Below are 23,163 nucleotides of genomic sequence, written 5' to 3'. Positions count from 1 at the left end.
CGCCCAGCCCCATCATCACGCCCGATTTGGTGAAGATCGACGGATCATGCCGCTTCACGCTCTCCAGCAAGCGCAGCGACGCATAGTAACGCGCGCCCGGCCGGATCGTCGGATACAGCCGCGGCACCGTCTCCAGATTATGGTTGTAGACGTCCGGCCCGGCCTCGACGATCGATTCCACAGCGGCTTGCGCCTTGTTCCTGAAATCGGGTGTGAGAATTTCGATCGTCGTGCCCGGCGTCGTACGCCGGATCGCCTGGATCACCTTCACGAATTGCGACGCACCGCCATCGGGCAGGTCGTCGCGGTCGACCGACGTGACGACGATATGTTCGAGTCCCAGTTCGGCCGCCGCCACCGCGACATGCTCGGGCTCCAGCGGATCGACCGCGCGGGGCATTCCCGTCTTGACGTTGCAGAACGCGCAGGCGCGCGTGCAGGTGTCGCCCAGGATCATCACCGTCGCGTGCTTCTTGGTCCAGCACTCGCCGATATTGGGGCACGCCGCCTCCTCGCACACCGTCGCAAGGTTGAGCCGGCGCATCAGCGCCTTGGTCTCGGCGAACGCGGTGCCCCCGGGTGCCTTGACACGGATCCAGTCGGGCTTGCGCTGGCGGGGTTCGCGGATGAGCGGCGAAATCTCGTTCATGCCGCGCAGATAGCGATCCTGCGCGGCGCTTGCCACCCCTTCCCGGCCTTGGCAGAGACAGGGGCATGACCGACTTTGTGGACTTGCTCGACGGCTATCAGCGTTTTCGGACCAGCGAGTACCGGCGCCACCGCGAACGCTGGGAGGAATTGAGCGAGGGGCAGAGCCCGCGCGTCATGGTGATCGCGTGCTCGGACAGCCGAGTCGATCCGGCGCAAATATTCGACACGGTACCAGGCGAAATTTTTGCGGTGCGCAACATCGCCAATCTGGTGCCGCCTTTTGAGCTCGGCGGCGGGCGACACGGTGTGTCGGCCGCGCTCGAATTCGCTGTGACGCAGTTGGAAGTATGCGAGATCGTGGTGCTCGGCCACGGATCGTGCGGCGGGGTCGCGGCGGCTCTGTCGCAACAGTTCAAGGGCGCGCCGCCGGGCGCGGGAGGGTTCATCGACCATTGGGTCGATATGCTCGATGAAGCGCGCGATCGGATCGTCGCGCAATACGGCACCGGGCCGGAAGCGGTGCACGCGCTCGAGCTGGAAACAGTGCGCGTGTCGTTGCGTAACCTGCGCACCTTCCCGTGCATCCCGGAACGCGAGGCCGCGGGGACGCTCAAGCTACACGGCGCCTATTTCGCTATCGCCGACGGCGTGCTCCACGTGATGGACGATTCGGGCGAGTTCGCGCCGGCCTAAAGCCCCTCGCCGCCAACCCATTGCGCGTTCGACAGGCGGCGTGCGAGGTTCCAGGTCTGCTGCCGAATGTCGGGCACCGCGACGATTTCCCAGAACGCCCCGCGCGTCATCGGGCCAAGCGCGTAGAGCCATTCGTTGGGCTCGCCATCAGCCGCGATCGTGCGCGCGCAGCCGTCGACATCGAGCCCGAGCTTTGCCGGGTCAGCGCGCACCACGCCGCGTTGCTGGAGCGTGGCGAGCAACGGCTCAGTGGTGCGGGTGAGGTCGCCTTGCGGCCCGGTGCAGTTGATGATCCGCTGTGTCGTTAAGGTTTCGGGCGAGTCGTTGCCTCGCCGGCGCCAGGTGACGACGATGCCATCCGCCGTCTCCGCTGCGGCGATGGTCTTGCCGGCAACGATCTCGAGCTGCCCGCTGGCCTGCATCGCTGCGAGCCGGTCCGCGACTTGCGGCGCGAGACGGTGGCGATGGACATCCCACCACGGACGTAAATGGCGTAGAAAGCGCTGGCGCTCGGCGTCGGTCGCGTTGACCCACATCGCCTGCGTGTACGGCCGCAACTCATCCACGGCACCTCGCCAGCCGATTGCGGCTCCCCGATCGCGCACCAAGCGGACCAGCTCCGACGGAGTCGCGACGGGCCGCTCGGCGAGCTTCGCATGCATCGGACCGGGCGCGTCGTGGCGGTGCGGCAGCAGCCCACGGCGCGACAGCGCAACGATCCGTCCCTTGAATCCGCTCGATTCGAGCAGCAATGCGATGTCGACCATCGTCAGCCCGGTGCCGATCAGCAAGACCGAGTCGTCGTCGTTCAACCCCTGCGGTACGCTCCGGTCCCACGGATCGCTCTTGTAGCGCGCATTCGACAGCGTATCGCCGAACCCGGGCGGATCGTGCGGGGGGAGGTTGCCGACCGCAAGCACCGCAGCATCCGCGTCGATCGTGCGCCCGTCGGTCAGCGTGACTCGAGCCCCCTCGCCCGCTTGCCGCACATCGCCGACATCCGCCTGAACAAGCGTCAGCCTGCCGCCCGACTTCTCCAGCGCGTCGTTCAACTGCTCGCGCAGATAAGTGCCGTACGTCACGCGCTGCACGAAGGTGGCGCCGGCATCCTGCTTGCCGTTCGCTGCCAGCCAGCGGACGAAATGGTCGGGATCGTCGGGCAAAGCACTCATATTGCCGGCGCGAACGTTGAGCACATGGTCGGGATAGGCCGCGCCGTAGGCGAGGCCCTTGCCCGGTTCCGGCGCGCGTTCGATCAGCGTCGCGCGGGGCCCATCGTGGCGCAGCAGGTTGATCGCCTGCAACGTGCCCGAAAAGCCCGCGCCGATGATGGCGACATGGCGGATCACGGCCTTAAATCTCGTATTCGAGTTGCCAGTCGGGCTCGGTAAAGGCGGGCGGGCGCTCGGCGAAGTTGGGCTGGCGCGATTTCATCCGGCCATAGAGCGTCTTGACCGTATTGCTCGCGGTTCGAGTGCAGAGCGACGGAAACACGCCATGGACCATCGCGGCAACACCGCCGGCGAGCATGTGGGCGCCGAAGCTGAAGGCGGTCGCGGCGTGTTGCGGGTAGCTTTCCCCGACGCTGCGGGGATGGCTGAGAAAGTAGCGGTCGATCATGCCAACGTTCTAGCGAAGCGTCGGTACGATGTGAACCGGCTTGCGGGTCAAGTCTTACGCGCGACCTTGACGATCCCGGCGCCGGCCAACCATGGCAACGCAATTGCCGCGACGAACGCACAGCGGATCAGCCCGACGATGTCAGGACGAATGATCGCCACTCGCCCGGCGCCGAGGTAAGCGAGCGCGAGGCATGTCGCGACGATCAGCGCGACGAGATGCGCCGACGTAGCGGACTTCTTCGCCATCGACGCGATCGCCGCGGCGACAAGGTCGATCACGATCATGCCCGGCCCGACCAAGGTCAGGATCGTGGTGGCGAGGAACGGCCAGGTCAGTGGATTGGCGCGTGGATCGAACAGTACGATCAGCCCCATCAGCACCGCCCCGAACAGCAGGATCGAGATGACGGCGTTGACGAGGCCAAGCCGGATGAAGGAAGCGAGCGTCATGCTGCTGGTCTAGCCAATGCCGGTAAACGGCCGGTTGATATTAGCCAGCGCTTGGCGCGACCGCCTCCGCGACGCCGGTCTTCGCCGAACCGGGCTGATCGATCAGCCGGATGTTGAGTTCCTTGAGCTGCCGGGGCGTCGCGAAATTGGGCGCGCCCATCATCAGATCCTCCGCCTTCTGCGTCATCGGGAAGACGATGACCTCGCGGATGTTGGGCTCGTCGGCCAGCAGCATGACGATGCGGTCGACGCCCGGGGCCGACCCGCCGTGCGGCGGCGCGCCGAACTTGAACGCGTTGATCATGCCGGCGAAATTGGTGTCGACATCGGCCTGGCTATACCCGGCGATCTCGAACGCCTTGTACATGATCTCCGGCCGGTGGTTGCGGATCGCGCCCGACGACAGCTCCACGCCGTTGCACACGATGTCGTACTGGTACGCCAGGATATCGAGCGGGTCCCTGGTCTCCAGCGCCTCGAGCTCGCCTTGCGGCATGCTGAAGGGGTTGTGGCTGAAATCGACCTTCTTGTTGTCCTCGTCATACTCGAACATCGGGAAGTCGACGATCCAGCAGAATTCGAAGCGCGAGGCGTCGATCAGCTCGAGCTGCTCGGCGACGCGGGTGCGCGCGAGGCCGGCGAGCTTGGCCGCCTGAGCTTCTTTCCCCGCCGAGAAGAAGATGCCGTCGTTGGGGCCAAGGCCGAGCGCGTCGGCGATCGCCTTCATACCGTCCTGGCCGTGGTTGTTCGCGATCGGGCCACCGAACACGCCGTCCTTCTGAGTCGCATAGCCGAGGCCGGGGAAGCCTTCGCTCTGCGCCCAGCTATTCATGTCGTCGAAGAATTTGCGGCTTTTCTCGGCGGTGTTCGGTGCGGGCAGCGCACGGACGACATCGCCGTCTTCGACCATCGAGGCGAAGCGGCCGAAGCCCGAACCCTTGAACTGCTCGCTAACGTCGGTGATCAGGATCGGGTTGCGCAGGTCGGGCTTGTCGCTGCCGTATTTGAGCATCGATTCCTTGTAGGGGATGCGCTTGAACGGCAGCGGCGACACGGTACGTCCCTTGCCCTGCCAGTCGGCGAATTCCTCGAACACGCCATGGAGCACCGGCTCGATCGCGGCGAACACGTCGTCCTGTGTGACATAGCTCATCTCGAAATCGAGCTGGTAGAATTCGCCCGGCGAACGGTCGGCGCGGGCGTCCTCGTCGCGAAAGCACGGGGCGATCTGGAAATAGCGGTCGAACCCGGCGACCATCAGCAGTTGCTTGAACATCTGCGGTGCCTGCGGGAGTGCGTAGAACTTGCCCGGGTGGACACGGCTGGGGACGAGATAGTCGCGTGCGCCCTCGGGCGAGCTCGCGGTCAGGATCGGGGTCTGGAATTCGGTGAAGCCCTGCCCGATCATGCGCTGACGTAGCGACGAAATGACGTTCGAACGCAGCACGATGTTGTTGTGGAGCCGCTCGCGTCGCAGATCGAGGAAGCGGTAGCGCAGGCGGATATCCTCGGGATAATCGGCCTCGCCCGCGACCGGCATCGGCAGTTCCTGTGCGTGGCTCTGAACCGTTACCGCGCGCGCGAACACTTCGATCTCGCCGGTCGCGAGGTTTGGGTTGGCAGTGCCTGCGGCGCGCGCTTTGACGCTGCCATCGATCGTCACGACCGATTCGACGCGCAGCGACTCCAGGATCGGCAGCGCCGGGCTGTCGCTGTCGGCCACCACCTGTGTGATTCCGTAATGGTCGCGCAGATCGACGAACAGCACGCCGCCATGGTCGCGCTTGCGGTGGACCCAGCCCGACAGGCGGACATCCTGCCCTACCTCGGCGGCGGTCAAGGCGGCGCAAGTGTGCGTACGATAGGCGTGCATTTTATCTACTCGGTGTCAGGAAACGGCATGGCGCCGGAAAGCCGATGCGCTTTCCCTTCACAGCGCACTTTGTCAACCGCGCGCACCTCGCTATGGGGCTGCGATGCATATCCATGGCCTGATCGAGGACAACGCCGCCCTCGCCAATCTCTGCTCCCGCTTGTCGCAATCGCCGTTCATCTGCGTCGACACCGAATTCATGCGCGAAAGCACGTTTTGGCCGGAGCTTTGCCTGATCCAGATCGCGGACGAGCATGAAGCCGCGGCAATCGACCCGATGCTGCCGGGGATCGATATGCAGCCGTTACTCGAGCTCCTTGTGAACAACGAGGAAGTATTGAAGGTCTTCCATGCGGGTGGGCAGGACATCGAGATCATCTACAACCTCACCGCCAAGACTCCGCATCCGCTGTTCGACACGCAGATTGCAGCGATGGCGTTGGGGCAAGGCGAGCAGATCGGTTATTCGAATTTGGTCGACTCTTGGCTCGGTATCCAGGTCGACAAGGGCGCGCGGTTCACCGACTGGGCGCGGCGGCCGCTTGAGACGCGGCAAGTCGATTACGCGATCGGCGACGTGACGCATCTGGCGAAGATATTCCCCAAGATGCTGGAGAAGCTCAAGACCACCGGGCGCGGCGCGTGGCTCGACCAGGAAATGGAGCGGATCGCCGATCCGGCCAATTACGCCAACGACCCCGAACTCGCATGGAAACGCGTGCGGATCGCGGGACGCAAGCCCGATGTCCTCGGGCGGTTGAAGGCGCTGGCGCGATGGCGGGAGATCGAGGCGCGGGGCAAGAACCTTCCGCGTGGCCGCATCATCAAGGACGAGACGCTGGCCGACCTCGCCAGCCATCCGCCCAAGAAACAGTCCGACCTGGCGCGCGTGCGGGGATTGTCGGCGACTTGGGCGGGCAACGACATCGGTGCGCGGCTGATGGCCGCGGTCGAGGACGCGCAGCCGATGAGCGCGGAAGAGATGCCGCCGCGCGACGATCGCAAGCCGGGGTTGGGCAAGGAAGGCTCGTTGGTCGCCGACCTGCTCAAGTTGCTGCTCAAGATTCGCTCGCGCGATATCGACGTCGCGTCGCGGTTGCTGGCGCGGTCGGAAGAACTGGAGTTGCTCGCCGCAGGGCATCGCGAGGGCCTGACGATCCTCGAAGGCTGGCGCTTTGATCAGTTCGGGCGCGACGCGCTCGACTTGGTCGAGGGCCGTTTGGCGTTCGCGGTGATCAACGGCAAATTGCGCATGACCCGGACGGAGGATGCCGCGTGAAACGCGCGATCCTGTTGACGCCGATACTGCTCGGTGCGTGCAACCCGCCATTGGCTGATATGCCGATGCCTCCCGGTAAGTGTGTCGACCGCATCGTGACCGAGAAGGTAGGACGCATTTACAGCGCCGCGCTCGGCAAGCGACTGATGCATGTCACGGGTGCGCGGACGCTGCGCGTGATCCGCCCAGGGCAGATGGTGACAATGGATTTCCTTGAAGATCGGCTGAACGTCCACATCGACGCGGATGGCCGCATCCTTTCGTTCAACTGCGGCTAATTCTAGCTCGTCAGCACGGGCTCGCGTTCGCACGCCGTAGACAAAGCGGCATGGCGTTTCTGCACCGCTTCGCCGTAGAGCGCGACATCGTTGCCCGCGAGGTGAAGCGTCAGCGCGGCGCCGTCCTCGCCCAGCTTCGATCGTTCGAGTGGTCCTGCGACGCCGCCGGACAGGCGCTGACCCAGCCGCATCGCCAGCCCCCATTGCACCGCGCGCTTGAGGTCGGCGGCCGATGCCAACCGAGCGAGATCGGCCGGCGCACCCGATCCGCCGCCGAGCGACGTCCACAATGCCTGCGCGACGATCGCCCGGCCGCGCGCGTCGATCGCGACCCAATTGCCGTGGAGCGCGATCTCGACCCCGCGTTCGGCGCGGAACTCCGGATTGGCGTGCCAGCCGACATCGGCGAGCAGGCACGCGGTGTGGCGCAGCCGCGCCATCACCGGCGAATCCTCGAACAGCGGCGCGATCCACGCGTCGAGCAAGTCGCCATGTTCGGCAAATCGCCCTAGCCGCTGCCCTTCCGCACGAGCCGCGACGATGAGCGGATCTTGCGCGCGTGTCTCGGCGTCGAGCGCTTCGTACAGCAGCCCTTCACGAAGGCCGAAGCTCGATACGATGGTGCGGTCGCTCCGCAAGTGCCGCAACAATGCCGCCAGCAGTGCCGCTGCGTCGTTGAGCATCGGCGCGCGCTGCGACGAAATGCCGGGGATCGCCTTCAGCGTCCCCTTGCCGACATGGCTGACCGTGCGCACCAATCGGGTGATGTCCGCCGGCGACATCGCATATTGTTGAATGACCGGTAGCGGATAGCGTTTCACCTCCATGTCGAGCCGCGCGAGGCTCCGCCACGACCCGCCGACGAGATAGAGCGGCAGTCCTTTCCCTTTGCCCGCCCAACCGGCCTGCCCAAGCAATTTGGCGACCCGGCGATCGATCGCCCCCTTCCCTTTCTCGCGCAGCGCCGCGACGCGCATCACGCCCAGGGGAAACGAGGCGCGGTCGCGCACCTTGCCGTTCTTGACGCGGACCAGTTCCAGGCTGCCGCCGCCGAGATCGCCGACGATACCGTCGGCATCGGGAATAGCCGACAAAACCCCCATCCCCGCCGCCATCGCCTCCTGCTCGCCCGTCAGCAATTCGACGGGCAAGCCGATGCGAGCAGCGGCGTCGATCAGCACATGGCCATTGGCGGCATCGCGCACTGCGGCGGTCGCGACGGTCCGCAGCGACGTCACCTCCATCTCGCGGGCAACGGCGGCGAAGCGTTCGAGCGTTTCGATCGCCAATGCGATTGCGCCTTGTGATAGCTTGCCCTCGCCGGCCAACCCCTTGCCCAGCCCCGCCATGACCTTCTCATTGAACAAGGTCGCGGGCAGTCGCGACGGTCCCTGATAGACCACCAAGCGGATCGAGTTCGAGCCGATATCGATGATCGCGGTGCGCGGCGTCACGCCCGCGTCGCCGGCGCGGACCGTGCGGAACAGGGGTTTCGCCATCGAAACGCTAACGCCGCCGCGCCAGCGATAGTTTGGGTACCGCCCCACCCTCCAGAGCCGCGCCACGTCCCGACAGCGACGGGTTGGTCATGAAATAGCGGTGGAGGTTGAACGGCCGCTCGCCGGGATCGAGCCGCGAATAGCTGCCGTCGGCGTTGAGCGCCCAGCTCTGCTCGGTGTCGATCAAATTGGCGACCATTACCTGATCGAGGATCTGATCGTGGACGGTCGGATTGAGGATCGGAAGCATATATTCGACGCGCCGGTCGAAATTGCGCGGCATCCAGTCGGCGGACGAAATGAAGATGTGCGCACCGTCGTTGGGCAACACCCTGCCGTTGCCGAAGCACCAGATGCGGCTGTGTTCGAGGAAGCGGCCGACGATCGACTTGACTCGGATATTCTCCGACATGCCGGGGACGCCGGGGCGCAGGCAGCATATGCCGCGGATGATCAGGTCGATCTCGACCCCCGCGTTGGATGCCTCATAGAGCTTCTCGATGATCGCCGGATCGACCACCGAATTCATCTTTGCCCAGATCGCCGCCGGCTTGCCGTCCTTGGCGTTGGCGGTTTCGGCGTCGATCAGCGCGGTCAGCCGCTTGCGCATGTCGCGGGGAGAAATGCCCACGTATTTGAGCGTCGGTTCGACATAGCCGGTGACATAATTGAAAATCTGCGCGGCATCGCGGCCAAGGTCGGGATCGGCGGTGAAGAAGCTGAGGTCGGTATAAATCCTGGCGGTAACCGGGTGGTAATTGCCGGTGCCGAAGTGACAGTAGGTTTTGTATTCGCCGCCCTCGCGCCGGACCACCATCGACACCTTGGCGTGGGTTTTCCAGTCGAAGAAGCCGTACACCACCTGCACGCCGGCACGTTCGAGCGCGGAGGCCCAGAGCAGATTCTGCTCCTCGTCGAACCGCGCCTTCAATTCGACCACGGCGGTCACCGACTTGCCCGATTCGGCGGCGGCGATCAGCGCGTTGATCACCGCCGATTGCTTGCCCGCGCGGTACAGCGTCTGTTTGATCGCCACGACATCGGGATCGGCGGCGGCCTGCTTGAGGAATTCGATCACCACCTCGAACGTTTCGTACGGGTGGTGGACGACGATGTCCTTGGCCTTGATCGCGGCGAAGCAATCGCCGCCGAATTCGCGGATGCGTTCGGGGAAGCGCGGCGCGAAGGACACGAATTTCAGATCGGGACGATTTTCGTCGATGATCGCTTCAAGGTTGTCGAGGCCCAGGAATGCGCCACTTTCGGTCACGAACGCATCGCCACCCGCCAGTTCGTCGCGCAGTACCGCGCCGAGCGCTTCGGGCATGCCCGATTCGAGCTCCAGCCGGATTACCCTGCCCCGCCGCCGCCGCTTGATCGCGTTGGCGAAGTAGCGGACCAGATCCTCGGCATCCTCCTCGATCTCGATATCGCTGTCGCGCAACACGCGGAATTCGGCGGCGCCCGCGACAGCGTAACCGGGGAAAATGATCGACGAAAATCGTTTTACCAGCGATTCGACCGCGACGTAGCGCGCCGGTTCGCCGGGCAAACGAACGAAGCGTGCCATCGGCGCCGGCAGCATCACCAGTTCGCGCACTTCCTCTCCGTCCGACGCGCGGACTAGGTCAAAGATCACCGCCAAGCCCTTGTTCGGCATGAACGGGAACGGGTGCGCGGGGTCGAGCGCCTGCGGCGTCAGGATCGGGAAGATCTGATCGCGGAAGTGCGTTTCGAGCCACGCCGCGTCGTCCGGCGTCACTGCCTCGTCGATCTGGCGCGATCCGAGCACCTGGACACCAGTGGCGGCAAGATCCCGGCGCAGGTCGCGCCACACGCTGCGCTGATCCTCGACCAACGCATCGGCCATTGCGATGATCTTGCCGAGTTGCTCACGCGTTGTGAGCCCGTCCGCCGACCGCCGCTCGACCTCCTGTTTCTGCTGGCCCATCAGTCCGGCGACGCGGACCATGAAGAATTCATCGAGGTTGGAGCCGGAGATCGACAGGAACCGCAGCCGTTCGAGCAACGGATGCGCCGCGTTGCACGCTTCCTCCAAAACACGGCGGTTGAACGCCAACCAGCTCAGCTCGCGGTTGAAATAGCGCTCGCCGCCCTCGCTCGCTTCGAACGGATCGTCGTCGTCATCGTCGGCGAGACGCGCGATATGGGCGGGGCGAGTCATGGGTCCTCGTTCGCTGGCAGGGCGATGATTCCCGCCGCCGCCAATGTGGACCGTGCGCGCGGGATCGACAAGCGCTTGCGATGTTCCAGCACGTCCTGATCGAGCACATCGACCGCCCGTTCGACCGCGACGAAATTGCGCTCCAACCGGGCGATCAGCCAGTCGATCAGGTCAGGCCGCGCGTCGAGATGGCGGCGCAGGAACTGTCGTTCGAGCAGTGACCGCATCAGCGCGTCGTCGGGCGCGCCGATTCGCGCGACTGAACTCGCGGCGAGCCGCGAGCGCAGATCGGGCAACGTCACGCGCCAATCGGGCGGTGCCGCCTCCGCGATAAACAGTTGCGGGCGATGATCGGCTTGTGCTGCGTTCCAGGCGTGAAACAGATCCTTTTCGGGTCTCCGATCGGCGTCGTCGATGAATGTCCCGCCGCTGCGGCTGGCGAACACGCGCGCAAGCAGGCTGCGACCCGACTTGCGCGGGCCGACCAGCAACGCGGTCATCACCGGCCAAGTCGCCCAGCGTTCGAGCAGATGGAAAGCGTGATGGTTCGACGCCGTGACCAGGAATTCATCGTCGCCTGGGCCGGGCGGCCACGCCAACGGCAGGCCGAGCTGGCTCATTCGCCCGGAGTCGCCTCCGCGCGGCGAATCCTCAGCGTGGTGCCGTTGCGCCCGACCTGGAACCCACGCGATTGGAGCGATGTGCGCAACAAATCGGGATCGCCGTTATAGTTGAGCCGCATCACCGACACGCCGCCGATCGCCATGCTGGTGGTTGCCGCGCCACTAACCCCGGGCACACCGCGCACCGCCGATTCGATCGATGAGACCGATCCGGCGGTCGGCGTGTCGAACTGAATGGTGATCGCGCTCGTAGAGGACGGCGGGGTCTCGATCGTCGTCGTCGTCGTCACGTCGGAGGGCGTATCGGTCGGCGTCGAAGTCGGCGTCGGGGTTGCCATCGGCGGCGGGATATAGGCCAGGCTGGGGTCGCTGACGAGCGCACCGTCGCGAAGCGCGTTCTGATAGATCGTGTCGAGCCGCTTGACCCCGGCGTCGAGCAACGCGGTCAGGCCGTCCTCGCTTTCGACGCGCAGCGTGAAGCGTGCGATCAACTCATTATCGGCACCGTGCCGCGCCTCGAACATGCCGATCACCGGGCCGCCGGGCCATTGCCGCGAAAGCGACACCACCGGGGCCAGAATATCCGATGCGGCATATTGGTCGAGCACGCTGCGCCACCAGCCCCGATCGCGGCGACCGATCTGGCCCTCGTTCAGCAACAGCGAATCGGGGCCGGTGCCGATCGGCCGGACATAGTCGACGCTGCTGTCGCCGGTGCGGAACCGGCCCCAGGCGTCGGCCCAAGCGGTCTTCTGTTCGAACCCGACCGCCGCGCCGCCCGACCATTGAATCGGAATCAGCAGCATCGGTGAGGACCGCGCATCCTGCCCGGCCAATCCCAGCATCCCACCGATCTTGCCGCGGCTAAACAGCACACCGAGCTTGGCGATGTAACGGTTGGGGCCGATCTGCTCATTCTCGATGACGATACCGGTGACCATCGAATCGAGTACGGCGTCGGACGGTACGCCGCCGCCGGCGCCCATCTTCTTCGCCAGCATCTGATAGCCCTTGCGCTGGGCAACCCGCCATCCTGCGTGTCTAGCGGCGTCGGCATTGGGACCGCTGACGTCGACCTGGACGCCGTCGATTTGGTAGCTGCCCGAAGTGTCGATCGGCTCGTTGGTGTCGATCGTATCGGTCGATTGCGCGGCCACCATGCCGGCGGCACCGGCGAACGCCAGCGCCACGGCAATGGTAAAAGCATGGAATGTCGGGGCGCCGCGCATGTCGGGCGCCCTTTTGGCGAAGGAGCCGTGGAAATCCAAGCGCGATATCGCTAGGCGGCGTGCATGAGCGAGGACCAACGCCGCAATAGTCCCTACACTTATGCCGATGCCGGGGTGTCAATCGCCGCCGGCAACGCGCTGGTTCGTGCGATCGGGCCGCTCGCCAGGGCAACGCGGCGCCCCGGCGCGGACGCCGATCTCGGCGGGTTCGGCGGGTTCTTCGACTTGAAGGCCGCGGGGTTCAAGGATCCTCTGCTGGTCGCGGCGAATGACGGGGTCGGGACGAAGCTGAAGCTGGCGATCGATAGCGGTCGGCACGACGGGGTCGGGATCGATCTGGTCGCGATGTGCGTCAACGATCTGATCGTGCAGGGTGCCGAGCCGCTGTTTTTTCTCGATTATTACGCGACCGGGAAGCTCGACAACGACATCGCGACTCGTGTCGTCGCGGGAATCGCGGAAGGATGCCGGATCGCCGGTTGTGCGCTGATCGGTGGCGAGACGGCGGAAATGCCGGGGATGTACGTCGCGGGCGATTATGACCTGGCCGGGTTCTGCGTCGGCGCGGTCGAGCGCGACCGGGTTCTGACCGGCAAAGACATTACGGTGGGTGACCTTATTCTAGGCCTAGGTTCGTCGGGGGTACATTCGAACGGCTATTCGCTGGTGCGGCGGCTGGCAGCGGACAAGGGCTGGAAGCTCGATCGCCCGGCGTTGTTCGACAGCGACGTATTGCTGATCGACGCGCTGATGGCGCCTACGCGGATTTACGTGAAAAGCCTGTTGCCGCTGATTGCCGCGGGTCAGATCAAAGGATTGGCGCACATAACCGGCGGCGGGTTGCTCGAAAACATTCCGCGCGTACTGCCGGACGGCGCACATGCGTGGATTGCGGCCGATAGCTGGGAGCAGCCGCGCCTGATGGCGTTCCTCCAAGCGCAGGGCGCGATCGAGCCCGAAGAAATGGCGCGGACGTTCAATTGTGGAGTCGGGATGGCAGTGGTTGTCGCGGCGGATCACGCCGACGGCGTGATCGGCGCGCTCGAAGCGGCTGGCGAAAGCGCGTTCAGGATTGGCGAAATCGTCGCGGGAGTGCGCGGTTGCACCGTTCATGGCTCGACCGAAACCTGGAGCGCACGCGCCGATTGGTCCGCCACGCACAATGCCTAAAAAAATCGGCATCCTGATCTCCGGCCGCGGGTCGAACATGATGTCGCTCGTCGATCAGGCGGGCGATGCCTACGAAGTCGCTGTTGTCGCCTCCGACAAGCCCGATGCCCCCGGCTTGAGCTGGGCGCTTGAGCACGGCATCCCGATCTTCGCGCTCTCTCCAAAAGGGATCGGCAAGCCCGCCTACGAAGCCGCGCTGACTGCGGCATTGCGCACAGCGGGCGTGGAAATCGTCGCGCTCGCCGGGTACATGCGCCTGCTCTCGAACGAATTCGTCGCCGATTGGCGCGGGCGGATCGTCAATATCCACCCTTCCCTGCTTCCGGCCTATAAAGGCCTGGATACCCACCAGCGCGCGATCGACGCGGGCGATACCGAGGCGGGCTGCTCGGTCCATATCGTCACCGGAGAGCTCGATGCAGGCGCGGTTCTGGGTCAGGCGCGCGTGCCGATCCTACCCGACGACGATGCCGAAAGCCTCGCCGCGCGCGTGCTGGTCGAAGAGCATCGCCTTTATCCGCGCGTTCTGGCAGAATTCGCCGCGCGATGAGCCCCGATTACGACACCGACCTCGCCCGCGTCCGCGCGATCTGCATGGCCTATCCGGAGGCCGCCGAGAAACTCTCGCACGGCTCGCCCGCTTTCTTCATCGAGAAGGGCAAGGTCTACGCCTATGTCTGGCACAACCATCACAATGACGGCCACACTGCGGTGATGGTCAAAACTTCGGGGCGTGAGGAGCAGGCGATGCTGGTCGAGATGGATTCCCATTTCTACCATGTTCCGCCCTATCTCGGGCCATCTGGCTGGATCGGGATGGAATTGAACGGCGATGCGACCGATTGGGACCGGATCGAGGACCGCATCGCGATCAGCTGGGAAATGGTCGCGCCGCGTCGCTTGCTCGAAGCAGGCGGGCGATGAGCGACGATACCGAAATCCAGGCCGCCGCGACCGAGGCCGTCGCCAAGGCCGAAGCCGCCGCGACTCGCCGCCGCTGGATCAACCTTGGCGAATTCGTCGCGGTCGTGGGGCTGATCATCGCGGCGGTTAGCCTATGGATGACCTGGCACGACCGCAAGGCGGATGAGGCGGACAAACAAGCCGAAAAGAGCATCGAGGCACAAGACAAGGCGCGCTACGCGGTGCGATCGTCGCTGCGCGGCAAGGATATCGTCATCGCCGCTGACGAGCGCCACATGCTGGGCGACATCAGCGTCACCTTTCCCAGTGACCTTGGCATCGACGCCGAGACCAATGCGACGCAAACGATCCCGATCGGCTGGTACGAAAAGGCGCTGCTCAAGGCGACCGATGGCGGCGCGGACAGCCAGAACGGCAAGCTGCCCGTGTTGCTGACGGTCAATTATATGAACGGCGACACGCCGCTGACCACGACGGGCGTGTTCGATATCGTGTGGCGCACGAACGGCCGGATACCGCCGCTCGGTCGCGACCTGCATATCGTCGGCATGCGCCTTCACGAACGCGGCGGCTCGCAGGCACGGATCGATGCACTGTGGAAGGCAAGCCAGCCGGCGGGCTGAGCCCGCCAGCCAGCGCCGAAATCAGCCGACGATTTCTTCGGGCTGGAAGAAATAGGCGATCTCGATCGCCGCATTTTCGTCCGAGTCCGATCCATGCACGGTATTCGCCTCGATCGATTCGGCCAGTTCCTTACGGATCGTGCCGGGCTCGGCGTTCGCCGGGTTGGTCGCGCCCATGATGTCGCGGTTGCGCTGCATCGCGTTCTCGCCTTCGAGAACCTGGACGATCACCGGACCCGAGGTCATGAATTCGACCAGCTCACCGAAGAACGGGCGTTCCTTATGCACCGCGTAAAAGCCCTCGGCCTGGTCGCGGGTCATGTGGATGCGCTTCGACGCGACGACGCGCAGCCCCGCTTCCTCCAGCATCTTGGTGACGGCGCCGGTGATGTTGCGGCGGGTGGCATCGGGCTTGATGATCGAAAACGTGCGGTTGGCGGCCATGGCGGTCGCTCGCTCCTTATTTTGGGGGATGTGGAAGACTGCGCGCGCTCTAATCGCGTGCGGCGACAGGTGCAACCCTAGGCCGCCTGCTCCCATTTGCCGGCGTCGTTCTGCTTCCAGTAGCGTCGCTCGATACCGTCGTGGTCGGCAAGCGCTTTCCAGGCAGCGCGCGCTTCGGCGATGCGCTCGGCGTCGAAGAAGTGGAACGCACGGTCGAAGCCGAGTGCTTCGTCGCGCCACTGGCCGTCGATCAGCGCAATGTTCGCCGCCTGATTGGTTGAAGCGCTTTCGGCGGCGATCAGCACCGGCTGGGCCGCATCGTCATCGCCGGTCTGCGCATGCGGCAGGAAGCTTTCGGGCGAATAATTCCACAGCAACCGGTCGATCGCGCCGCGCTGCGCCTGATTGTCGCTGACGATCAGCAACCGCCCCCCGCTTCGAACGACCTTCTCCGCAATCTGCGGCAAGGCACGTTCGAGCGGGGTGACGGTCAGATGGTAGAAATCGACTTGCATCGTTTTCCTGGCATTATTTCTCGAAATTGTCGGCGACGAAGCGGTCGAGCAACCGCACGCCGAACCCGGTCGCGCCCTTTTCGTACGTGGCGCCTGGCTTGTCGGCCCAAACCATACCCGCGATGTCGAGATGCGCCCATTTCACGCCCGCATCGATAAACCGGCCGATAAACTGCGCCGCGGTGATCGACCCGGCACCCCGCGGCCCGACATTCTTCATGTCGGCGATCGGGCTGTCGATCAGCTTGTTGTACGCGTCGGAAATCGGAAAGCGCCACAGCAAGTCGCCCGACGCCTTGCCCGCCGCGAGCAACTGGTCGGCGAGGCCATCGTCATTGGCGAACAGTCCACCATGTTCGTTACCGAGCGCGATGATCATCGCGCCGGTCAGCGTCGCCAGATCGACGATCGTCTTGGGGTGATGTATTTTCTGCACCCAGGTGATGCAGTCGCACAGCACCAGCCGCCCTTCGGCATCGGTGTTGAGCACTTCGATCGTTTGCCCTGACATGCTGGTCAGGATGTCGCCCGGGCGGATCGCATTGCCGTCGGGCATGTTCTCAACCAGTCCGCACACGCCGATCACGTTGGCCTTGGCCTTGCGTGTCGCGAGCGCCTTCATCGCGCCGACCACCGCACCCGCGCCGCCCATGTCCCACTTCATGTCCTCCATGCCCGCGCCGGGCTTTAAACTGATGCCGCCGGTATCGAACGTCACGCCCTTGCCGACGAAGGCTAGCGTGGGATCGCCCTCCCCCGCGCCACTCCACTTGAGCGCCAACAACCGCGCATCTCGCGCCGAACCCTGGCTAACCCCAAGTAACGAGCCCATGCCGAGATCGCTCATTTCTTCCTCGCCGAGCACCGTAGCTTCGAGGCCGAGGCCCTCGATATCGGCGAACACGCGCGCGACGAAGGTCTCGGGGTAGATCACGTTGGGTGGCTCGGCGACGAGCGTGCGGGTGAGCTCGAGGCCACCGGTCACGGCATCTTGCGCTGCCCAAGCGGTGTCGGTGCCGTCCGGCGCACCGGCGATGGACACGGCAGCGAGTTGCGGCTTCTGCTTTTCGGGCAATTTGGTGCGGTAGGTGTCGATTCGCCACCCGCGTTGCGCGATCGCCGCGGCAAAGCGCGCCGCAGCAGCGGGGGACGGTGCGGCACCGGACAGATCGACCGCGGCGCTCTTCGCGTTGGTCAGCAAGCGCGCGGTGACCGCGCCGCCGGCTTTCTCCCAATCGCCTTCGCCATTGTCGCCGACGCCGACAAGCAATGTGCGCTGCACGCTATCGCCGCTCGCGACGAATGCTTCGACGATGCCGCCGGCTTCGCCTTCGAATTTGGCGGCAGCAGCGGCGGCGGCGAGCGTCGCCTTGCCATCATGCCCGCCGATCGCCGCATCGAGCGCGCCCTTGGCAACGGGAATGACCAGCGCGTCGGTGGTCGACGAGAGGGCGGCGAACTCGATCTTCATGGAAGGCAAACCTCAATCAATTAGCGCTTAATGCATAGTGGACGCGTTCCTCTAGGCCGCTATTGGCGCACTGGCAAAGCGCCGATTGCGGATGGACGGCGGCGATGCGATACGCAGATTGTGGTGCAGCCCGACCAGGGTCATCGCCACGCGAAAAGGGTGTTTGGTGATCTTCACGCGTTCCGTTTTCCTGGCCGGCTCGGCGATGCTCTTCGCGCTCGCCGTCGCCAGTCCGGCTACCGCGCAGGACTTGAAGGATCGCCAGGCGACACCTCCGCCACCGGTAGAAACGCCGCTGCCGACCGACCCCGACCAGGTTCAGTTCTCGTCCGGCACACTAGAGTACGACCAGGACAGCGATACCGTCACCGCGACCGGTGACGTCCGCATGTACCGCCAGGGCGACAAACTGCGCGCCGACCAGGTCGTGTGGAACCGCAAGACAGGGAAGGTCGTCGCAACCGGTAATATCGCTGTTACTAACCCGCAGGGCGACGTCGCTTATGGCGACCGGATCGACCTGACCGATTCCCTCAAGGACGGCGTCGTCGACAACATGCTGGTCGTGCTCGAACAGGGAGGACGGCTGGCGGCGGTGAAAGGGGTGCGCGACGCGAACGGCACCGTCACGCTAAGGATGGCCGCCTACACGCCATGCGCCGTCACCGCTTCAAACGGTTGCCCGAAGAACCCATCGTGGAAAATTACCGCGGTCAAGGTTGTCTATCGCCCCGACCGCAAGCGCATCTATTACACCGGCGCGCGCTTCAACCTGTTCGGCTTTGCCACCATTCCGTTGCCCAAACTGTCCAACCCGGTCGGCGACGGCGCCGACAGCGGCATCCTGAGCCCAGAACTCCGCTACACCCGGACCAACGGGTTCGAGGTCGCGGCGCCCTATTACTTCAGCCTCGCGCCCAATCGCGGGCTGACGGTCACGCCGCACGTCTTCACCAGCGTCGCGCCGATGGCGCAGGTGCAGTACGACGCGCTCAACAGCAAGGGCGCGTACAAGATAACCGGCTATGCGACCGTGTCGCCGAAAAGCGATTTCCTGTCGACTACCCCGACCAGTACGACCAGCGCATTCCGCGGCTATATCGACGCGATCGCGCGGTTCCAGCTCGACCCGAACTGGTCGGTCACCGGCTCGCTGCGGCTGACCACCGACCGCACCTTCCTGCGGCGCTACGACATCTCCGGCGACGATCGGCTTCGCTCGACGGTCAGCATCGAGCGGATCGATCCCAACACCTATTTCGGGATCACCGGCTGGGCGGTGCAGACGCTGAGGCTCGGCGATCGCCAGGGGCTGCAGCCGGTCGCGCTGCCGGAAATCGATTTCCGCCACCGCATCGACGATGTGCTGGGCGGGCGAGTCGCTTTGCAGTTCAACACGCTGGGGATCACGCGGACGGCGGGTCAAGACACGCAGCGCGCCTTTGCCAGCGCGCGGTGGGATTTGCGACGGATTACGCCATGGGGTCAGGAAGTGACGCTGACCGCGTTTGCGCGCGGCGATGTCTACAACGCCAGTGATGTGCTCGCCACCACGGTGGCAAGTTACCGCGGGCAAAGCGGGATCCACACCCGCGCCATCGCGGCGCTGGCGCTCGACATAAAATGGCCGTTGGTCGGGCCGTTCATGGGTGGGATGCAGCGGCTGACCCCGCGTTTCCAGATCGTCGCCTCCCCGCCTGCCGGCAACCTGTCGGTGCCCAACGAGGATGCGCGCGCGGTCGACCTGGAAGATTCGAACCTGTTCGCGCTCAATCGCTTCCCGGGATACGACCGCTGGGAAGATTCGACGCGGTTCACGATGGGGTTCGATTATGCGCTCGATTTGCCCGGCGTCGCGATCAGCGCAACGATTGGCGAGAGCTATCGCCTGTCGAGCAAGCCAACGATTTTCCCCGACGGCACCGGGCTGACCGATCGCTGGTCCGATATCGTCGGGCGGACCGAAGTGCGCGTGCGCGATTTCGTATCGTTCGTTCACCGCTATAGGCTCGACAAAGACAATTTCGCGATCCGCCGCAATGAGATCGATGCGACGGTGGGCACCAAGCGAACCTATATCCTGGTCGGCTATCTTCGGTTGAACCGCAATATCGCGCCGACGCTCGAGGATTTGCGCGATCGCGAAGAAGCGCGCGTTGGCGGACGGGTCGGCTTCGCACGCTTCTGGTCGATCTTCGGGTCGGCGACGGTCGATCTGACCGACCGCGCCGAGGATCCGACATCGCTGGCCGACGGGTTCGATCCGGTCCGGCATCGGCTCGGCGTCGAATATGAGGACGATTGCCTGCGTCTCGGCCTGACCTGGCGGCGCGACTACCAGACCACCGGCGACGCGCGGCGCGGCAACAGCTTCCTGTTGACGCTGGCGTTCAAGAATTTGGGCCGCTAAGCAGGGGTTCATCCGACATTGGGCAAGCGCACGGGGATTTTCGGGTGCGCCCGCATGTTCATGGGGTTTTGATTAGGTGACAATTATTTCCACGTCGTCGCGTACGCTTCGTGCTCTTGCCGGAACCGCCCTGCTCACCGTCGCCAGCGTTACGCTTGCTCAGACAGTGCCGGATTCGAGCGTGCCCCAGACCGGGCTGAACATCCCGGAGAATTTGCAGATCTTCGGCAAGGTCGACCCCAACGTCCGCAAGCCGACCGCGATCGTCAACGGTACCGTCATCACCGGCACCGACGTCGATCAGCGGATGGCGCTGATCATTCTAGCCAACCAGTTCAAGCTGAAGCCCGAAGAAGAGCAGCAGTTGCGCCTGACGGTGCTGCGCGGGCTGATCGACGAAGCGTTGCAGATCCAGCAAGCCAAGACCGAGGACATCACGGTCAAGCCGGAGGAACTCGACCAGGCCTACGCCAAGGTCGCGGAGAATTTCCAGAAGACGCCGGCGGAATTCGGGCCGTTCCTGCGGTCGGTCGGCTCATCGTCGCGGTCGGTGCGCAAGCAGATCGAGGGCGAACTCGCGTGGCAGCGGTACCTGCGGCGTCGGGTCGAGCCGAGCGTTAATGTCAGCGACGACGAGGTTCAGAAGATACTGGCGGCAATGAACGCCTCCAAGGGTACGCCTGAATTCCACCTTCGCGAAATCTACATGTCGGCACCCACGCCCGATCGCGTCCCCGCCGTGATGGCGGCGATGCGGCAGGCAATGGAGGACATGAAAGCCGGCAAGGCGCCCTTCGAATATTACGCCAGGACATTGTCGGAAACGACGACCGCACCGTCCGGGGGCGAACTCGGGTGGGTCCGCGGCGCTGCACTGCCGACCGAACTGGCGACCGCGGCAAATGAAATGCAGGTCGGCCAGCTCGCCGGGCCGATCGAGAATTCGAACGGCTTTTCGATTCTATACATGGTCGACAAGCGCAAGGTGCTCGAGGCCGATCCGCGTAGCGCCAAACTAAGCCTGAAGCAGATCAAGATCGCCTTCCCGGCCGGTACTACTCAGGCACAGGCGCAGGTTCGCGCCGCCGAATTCGCGACGACAGTGAAAAGTATCAACGGCTGCGGCAGCGTCGCGAAGGCGGCGGCGGACATCGGCGCCGAGGTGGTCGATAACGATCAGCTGACGATTCGCGATCTGCCGACGGCGTTGCAGGACATGCTCGTGAACATGCAGATCGGCCAGGCGACGCCCCCGTTCGGGTCACCGGCCGAAGGCGTCAGTGCGCTCGTGCTGTGCGGTCGTGACGAAGCGCAAGGTGGCAATTTGCCAAGCGCCGGCCAAGTGCAGAATCAAGTTGAGCAGCAGCGGGTGAACCTGCGCGCGGCCAAGATCCTGCGCGATCTGCGGCGCGACGCGATCATCGAATATCGCTGATCGGGGAGATGACATGACGATCCTTTCCCCGCTGGCGGTCGCGATGGGCGATCCGGCGGGGATCGGGCCGGAGATTGTCGCGAAGGCCTGGGCGCGCCGCGTCGAGGAAAGACTGGCGCCGTTCTTCGCCGTCGGCGACGGAAGCGCGATCGAGCGAGTCTGGGACGGGCCGATCGAGCGGATCGCGGCGCCCGATGAAGCCGCATCCGTGTTCGGCAGTGCGCTGCCGGTGCTGACGGTCGCTTGTGCCGGCGACATCAATCCAGGCCATCCCGATCTGGCGGGCGCACGCTGCGCGCTCCATGCGCTCGAACTGGCGACCGGGTTGACCAGCGCGGGCGCTGCCGCTGCGCTCGTAACCGGGCCGGTTTCCAAGGCGCAAATGTATCAGGTCGGCTTCACTCATCCTGGCCAGACCGAATTCGTCGCCGAGCGTGTAGGTGTTGCCGCGAGCGCGACGGTGATGATGCTGGCCGGCCCGACGTTGCGCGTGGTGCCGGCCACAACGCATGTCCCCCTTCGCAAGGTACCCGGACTGCTGAGCCCCGAATTGCTGATCGCCAAGGCGCGAGTCACGGCGCGCGCGCTGATCCGCGATTTCGGTATTGCCAACCCCCGCCTCGCCTTCGCCGGGCTCAATCCGCACGCCGGCGAACAGGGAGCGATCGGGCGCGAGGAGATCGACATCATCTTGCCCGCGGTCCAGGCGTTACGAGCCGAAGGGATCGATGCTACCGGGCCGCTCGCAGCCGACACGATGTTCCACGGCCGGGCGCGCGCGCTGTATGACGTCGCGATCTGCTGCTATCACGACCAGGCGTTAGTGCCGCTCAAGACGCTGCATTTCGACGAGGGTGTGAACATCACCCTGGGCTTGCCGATCGTGCGCACCTCGCCCGATCACGGCACCGCATTCGGGATCGCCGGTCAGGATCGCGCCGAGCCGGGCGCCATGATCGCCGCGATCCGCCTCGCTGCGGACGCCGCGCGTAGGCGTATCGACGCGCTCGCGACGGCGTGACTGTTCCCGACCTGCCGCCACTGCGTGAGGTCATCGCACGGCACGGCCTCTCGGCCTCGAAGGCGCTGGGACAGAATTTCCTGTTCGATGGCCAATTACTGGCCCGGATCGCGGCGGTTCCGGGTGATCTGGCGGACGCCGAGGTACTGGAGGTTGGTCCGGGACCAGGCGGGCTGACGCGTGCGCTGCTGAGCGCGGGGGCGAAGGTCGTCGCGATCGAGCGCGACCGCCGCTGTATCCCGCCGCTCGCCGAACTTGCCGCGGCGTATCCCGGCAAGCTGGAGGTGATCGAAGGCGACGCGCTCGAAATCGACGCCCCTGCCCTATTCGGCGATCGCCCGCATATCGTCGCCAACCTGCCCTACAATGTCGGCACCGCCCTGTTGGTGCGCTGGCTGTCGGCAGAGTGGCAGCCCTGGTGGCAAAGCTTGACCCTGATGTTCCAGCGCGAAGTCGCCGACCGCATCGTCGCCGCGCCGGGCAGCGATGCCTATGGCCGGCTGTCGGTGCTGGCGCAGTGGCGATCGACGGCACGGATTGCGATGACCGTCCACCGCTCGGCCTTCACGCCGCCGCCCAAGGTGATGTCGGCGGTGGTGCACATCGTGCCGATGGGGCCGCCGGTAGGCGTGAGTTTCACGGTGCTCGAGCGCATCACCGCGGCGGCGTTCGGTCAGCGGCGCAAGATGGTGCGGCAGAGCCTCAAAAGCATGCCCGGCGCGGCGACGATGCGGTCGGCGACTTCGCGCTGGAACATCAGGGTCAAGC

At 64.9% G+C, this 23,163-nt stretch carries 23 protein-coding genes; 11 read left to right on the top strand and 12 right to left on the bottom strand.

The genetic code is table 11. The features are described 5' to 3' along the window. A partial coding sequence (locus JWM94_RS13080; RefSeq protein WP_299427714.1) for a lipoyl synthase occupies nt 1-649 on the bottom strand: 649 nt, incomplete at its 3' end. Nucleotides 650-714: 65 nt separating this feature from the next. Here JWM94_RS13080 and JWM94_RS13075 point away from each other — a divergent pair. Further along, nucleotides 715-1,344, top strand: coding sequence for a carbonic anhydrase (locus tag JWM94_RS13075; protein ID WP_299427708.1), 630 nt, complete (start codon nt 715-717; stop codon nt 1,342-1,344). Here JWM94_RS13075 and JWM94_RS13070 read toward each other — a convergent pair. Genes JWM94_RS13070 through aspS form a run of 4 tightly spaced genes read right to left on the bottom strand, consistent with a single transcriptional unit; the run spans nt 1,341 to nt 5,289 of the window. Further along, the gene (locus JWM94_RS13070) at nt 1,341-2,693 is read right to left on the bottom strand and encodes an FAD/NAD(P)-binding protein (protein ID WP_299427705.1); all 1,353 of its coding nucleotides are present in this window, start codon (nt 2,691-2,693) and stop codon (nt 1,341-1,343) included. The two genes, JWM94_RS13075 and JWM94_RS13070, sit on opposite strands and share 4 nt — an antisense overlap. Nucleotides 2,694-2,697: 4 nt before the next feature. After that, nucleotides 2,698-2,964: a DUF6356 family protein gene (locus tag JWM94_RS13065; protein ID WP_299427702.1), complete on the bottom strand. Its 267-nt coding sequence runs from the start codon at nt 2,962-2,964 to the stop codon at nt 2,698-2,700. A 47-nt stretch (nt 2,965-3,011) separates the two neighbouring features. Continuing rightward, on the bottom strand, nt 3,012-3,416 hold the full coding sequence (locus JWM94_RS13060; RefSeq protein WP_299427699.1) for a hypothetical protein: 405 nt from the start codon (nt 3,414-3,416) through the stop codon (nt 3,012-3,014). A 40-nt stretch (nt 3,417-3,456) separates the two neighbouring features. Next, nucleotides 3,457-5,289: an aspartate--tRNA ligase gene (gene aspS, locus JWM94_RS13055; protein ID WP_299427696.1), complete on the bottom strand. Its 1,833-nt coding sequence runs from the start codon at nt 5,287-5,289 to the stop codon at nt 3,457-3,459. A 103-nt stretch (nt 5,290-5,392) separates the two neighbouring features. Between aspS and rnd the strand changes: the two genes are divergently transcribed. Together rnd and JWM94_RS13045 are read left to right on the top strand one after the other, a co-directional pair. Beyond that, a complete protein-coding gene (gene rnd / locus JWM94_RS13050; protein WP_299427693.1) occupies nt 5,393-6,568 on the top strand; it encodes a ribonuclease D in 1,176 nt (391 codons plus the stop codon). Then, complete coding sequence (locus JWM94_RS13045) at nt 6,565-6,846, top strand: I78 family peptidase inhibitor (protein ID WP_299427690.1); 282 nt, start codon at nt 6,565-6,567, stop codon at nt 6,844-6,846. Before rnd ends, JWM94_RS13045 begins: the two co-directional genes overlap by 4 nt. A 2-nt stretch (nt 6,847-6,848) precedes the next feature. On the opposite strand, the gene JWM94_RS13040 is transcribed toward JWM94_RS13045, so the two are convergent. The 4 genes from JWM94_RS13040 to JWM94_RS13025 are packed head-to-tail and all read right to left on the bottom strand — an operon-like array spanning nt 6,849 to nt 12,382. Then, complete coding sequence (locus JWM94_RS13040; protein WP_299427687.1) at nt 6,849-8,345, bottom strand: Ppx/GppA family phosphatase; 1,497 nt, start codon at nt 8,343-8,345, stop codon at nt 6,849-6,851. A gap of 7 nt (nt 8,346-8,352) precedes the next feature. Then, nucleotides 8,353-10,530 (bottom strand): RNA degradosome polyphosphate kinase, encoded by a 2,178-nt coding sequence (locus JWM94_RS13035; protein ID WP_299427684.1) that lies wholly within the window; start codon nt 10,528-10,530, stop codon nt 8,353-8,355. After that, on the bottom strand, nt 10,527-11,150 hold the full coding sequence (locus tag JWM94_RS13030) for a chromosomal replication initiator DnaA (protein WP_299427681.1): 624 nt from the start codon (nt 11,148-11,150) through the stop codon (nt 10,527-10,529). Before JWM94_RS13030 ends, JWM94_RS13035 begins: the two co-directional genes overlap by 4 nt. Continuing rightward, nucleotides 11,147-12,382 (bottom strand): heavy-metal-associated domain-containing protein, encoded by a 1,236-nt coding sequence (locus JWM94_RS13025; protein ID WP_299427678.1) that lies wholly within the window; start codon nt 12,380-12,382, stop codon nt 11,147-11,149. The genes JWM94_RS13030 and JWM94_RS13025 overlap by 4 nt, the downstream gene beginning before the upstream one ends. A 63-nt stretch (nt 12,383-12,445) precedes the next feature. Between JWM94_RS13025 and purM the strand changes: the two genes are divergently transcribed. The 4 genes from purM to JWM94_RS13005 are packed head-to-tail and all read left to right on the top strand — an operon-like array spanning nt 12,446 to nt 15,099. Then, nucleotides 12,446-13,552: a phosphoribosylformylglycinamidine cyclo-ligase gene (purM, locus tag JWM94_RS13020; RefSeq protein ID WP_299427676.1), complete on the top strand. Its 1,107-nt coding sequence runs from the start codon at nt 12,446-12,448 to the stop codon at nt 13,550-13,552. Next, the gene (gene purN / locus JWM94_RS13015) at nt 13,545-14,102 is read left to right on the top strand and encodes a phosphoribosylglycinamide formyltransferase (protein ID WP_299427673.1); all 558 of its coding nucleotides are present in this window, start codon (nt 13,545-13,547) and stop codon (nt 14,100-14,102) included. Before purM ends, purN begins: the two co-directional genes overlap by 8 nt. Then, nucleotides 14,099-14,476, top strand: coding sequence for an MmcQ/YjbR family DNA-binding protein (locus tag JWM94_RS13010; RefSeq protein WP_299427670.1), 378 nt, complete (start codon nt 14,099-14,101; stop codon nt 14,474-14,476). The genes purN and JWM94_RS13010 overlap by 4 nt, the downstream gene beginning before the upstream one ends. Next, complete coding sequence (locus tag JWM94_RS13005; RefSeq protein ID WP_299427667.1) at nt 14,473-15,099, top strand: hypothetical protein; 627 nt, start codon at nt 14,473-14,475, stop codon at nt 15,097-15,099. Before JWM94_RS13010 ends, JWM94_RS13005 begins: the two co-directional genes overlap by 4 nt. 21 nt (nt 15,100-15,120) lie before the next feature. Here the strand turns inward: JWM94_RS13005 and ndk are convergent, their stop codons facing one another. The 3 genes from ndk to JWM94_RS12990 form a co-directional block, all read right to left on the bottom strand. Then, nucleotides 15,121-15,543 (bottom strand): nucleoside-diphosphate kinase, encoded by a 423-nt coding sequence (gene ndk / locus JWM94_RS13000; RefSeq protein WP_299427665.1) that lies wholly within the window; start codon nt 15,541-15,543, stop codon nt 15,121-15,123. 77 nt (nt 15,544-15,620) lie between these two features. Continuing rightward, nucleotides 15,621-16,058 (bottom strand): DNA polymerase III subunit chi, encoded by a 438-nt coding sequence (locus JWM94_RS12995; protein WP_299427662.1) that lies wholly within the window; start codon nt 16,056-16,058, stop codon nt 15,621-15,623. 13 nt (nt 16,059-16,071) lie between these two features. Further along, nucleotides 16,072-17,529, bottom strand: coding sequence for a leucyl aminopeptidase (locus tag JWM94_RS12990; protein WP_299427659.1), 1,458 nt, complete (start codon nt 17,527-17,529; stop codon nt 16,072-16,074). A gap of 205 nt (nt 17,530-17,734) precedes the next feature. Here JWM94_RS12990 and JWM94_RS12985 point away from each other — a divergent pair, with 205 nt between their 5' ends. The 4 genes from JWM94_RS12985 to rsmA all read left to right on the top strand — a co-directional run. Further along, complete coding sequence (locus JWM94_RS12985; RefSeq protein ID WP_299427711.1) at nt 17,735-19,939, top strand: LPS assembly protein LptD; 2,205 nt, start codon at nt 17,735-17,737, stop codon at nt 19,937-19,939. Between the two features lie 76 nt (nt 19,940-20,015). Then, entirely contained in the window at nt 20,016-21,374 is a 1,359-nt protein-coding gene (locus JWM94_RS12980; protein ID WP_299427657.1) for a peptidylprolyl isomerase, read from the top strand. A 13-nt stretch (nt 21,375-21,387) separates the two neighbouring features. Continuing rightward, nucleotides 21,388-22,395 carry a 4-hydroxythreonine-4-phosphate dehydrogenase PdxA gene (pdxA, locus tag JWM94_RS12975; RefSeq protein ID WP_299427654.1) on the top strand — a complete coding sequence of 336 codons (1,008 nt, stop codon included), beginning with the start codon at nt 21,388-21,390 and terminating at the stop codon, nt 22,393-22,395. Beyond that, nucleotides 22,392-23,163, top strand: a 772-nt coding sequence (gene rsmA / locus JWM94_RS12970; RefSeq protein ID WP_299427651.1) for a 16S rRNA (adenine(1518)-N(6)/adenine(1519)-N(6))-dimethyltransferase RsmA, incomplete at its 3' end; no start/stop codon positions are given. The genes pdxA and rsmA, both read left to right, overlap by 4 nt.

The organism is Sphingomonas bacterium (assembly GCF_028289855.1).
GTDB lineage: Bacteria > Pseudomonadota > Alphaproteobacteria > Sphingomonadales > Sphingomonadaceae > Sphingomonas.
This window is presented reverse-complemented; position numbering and strand designations above follow the sequence as displayed.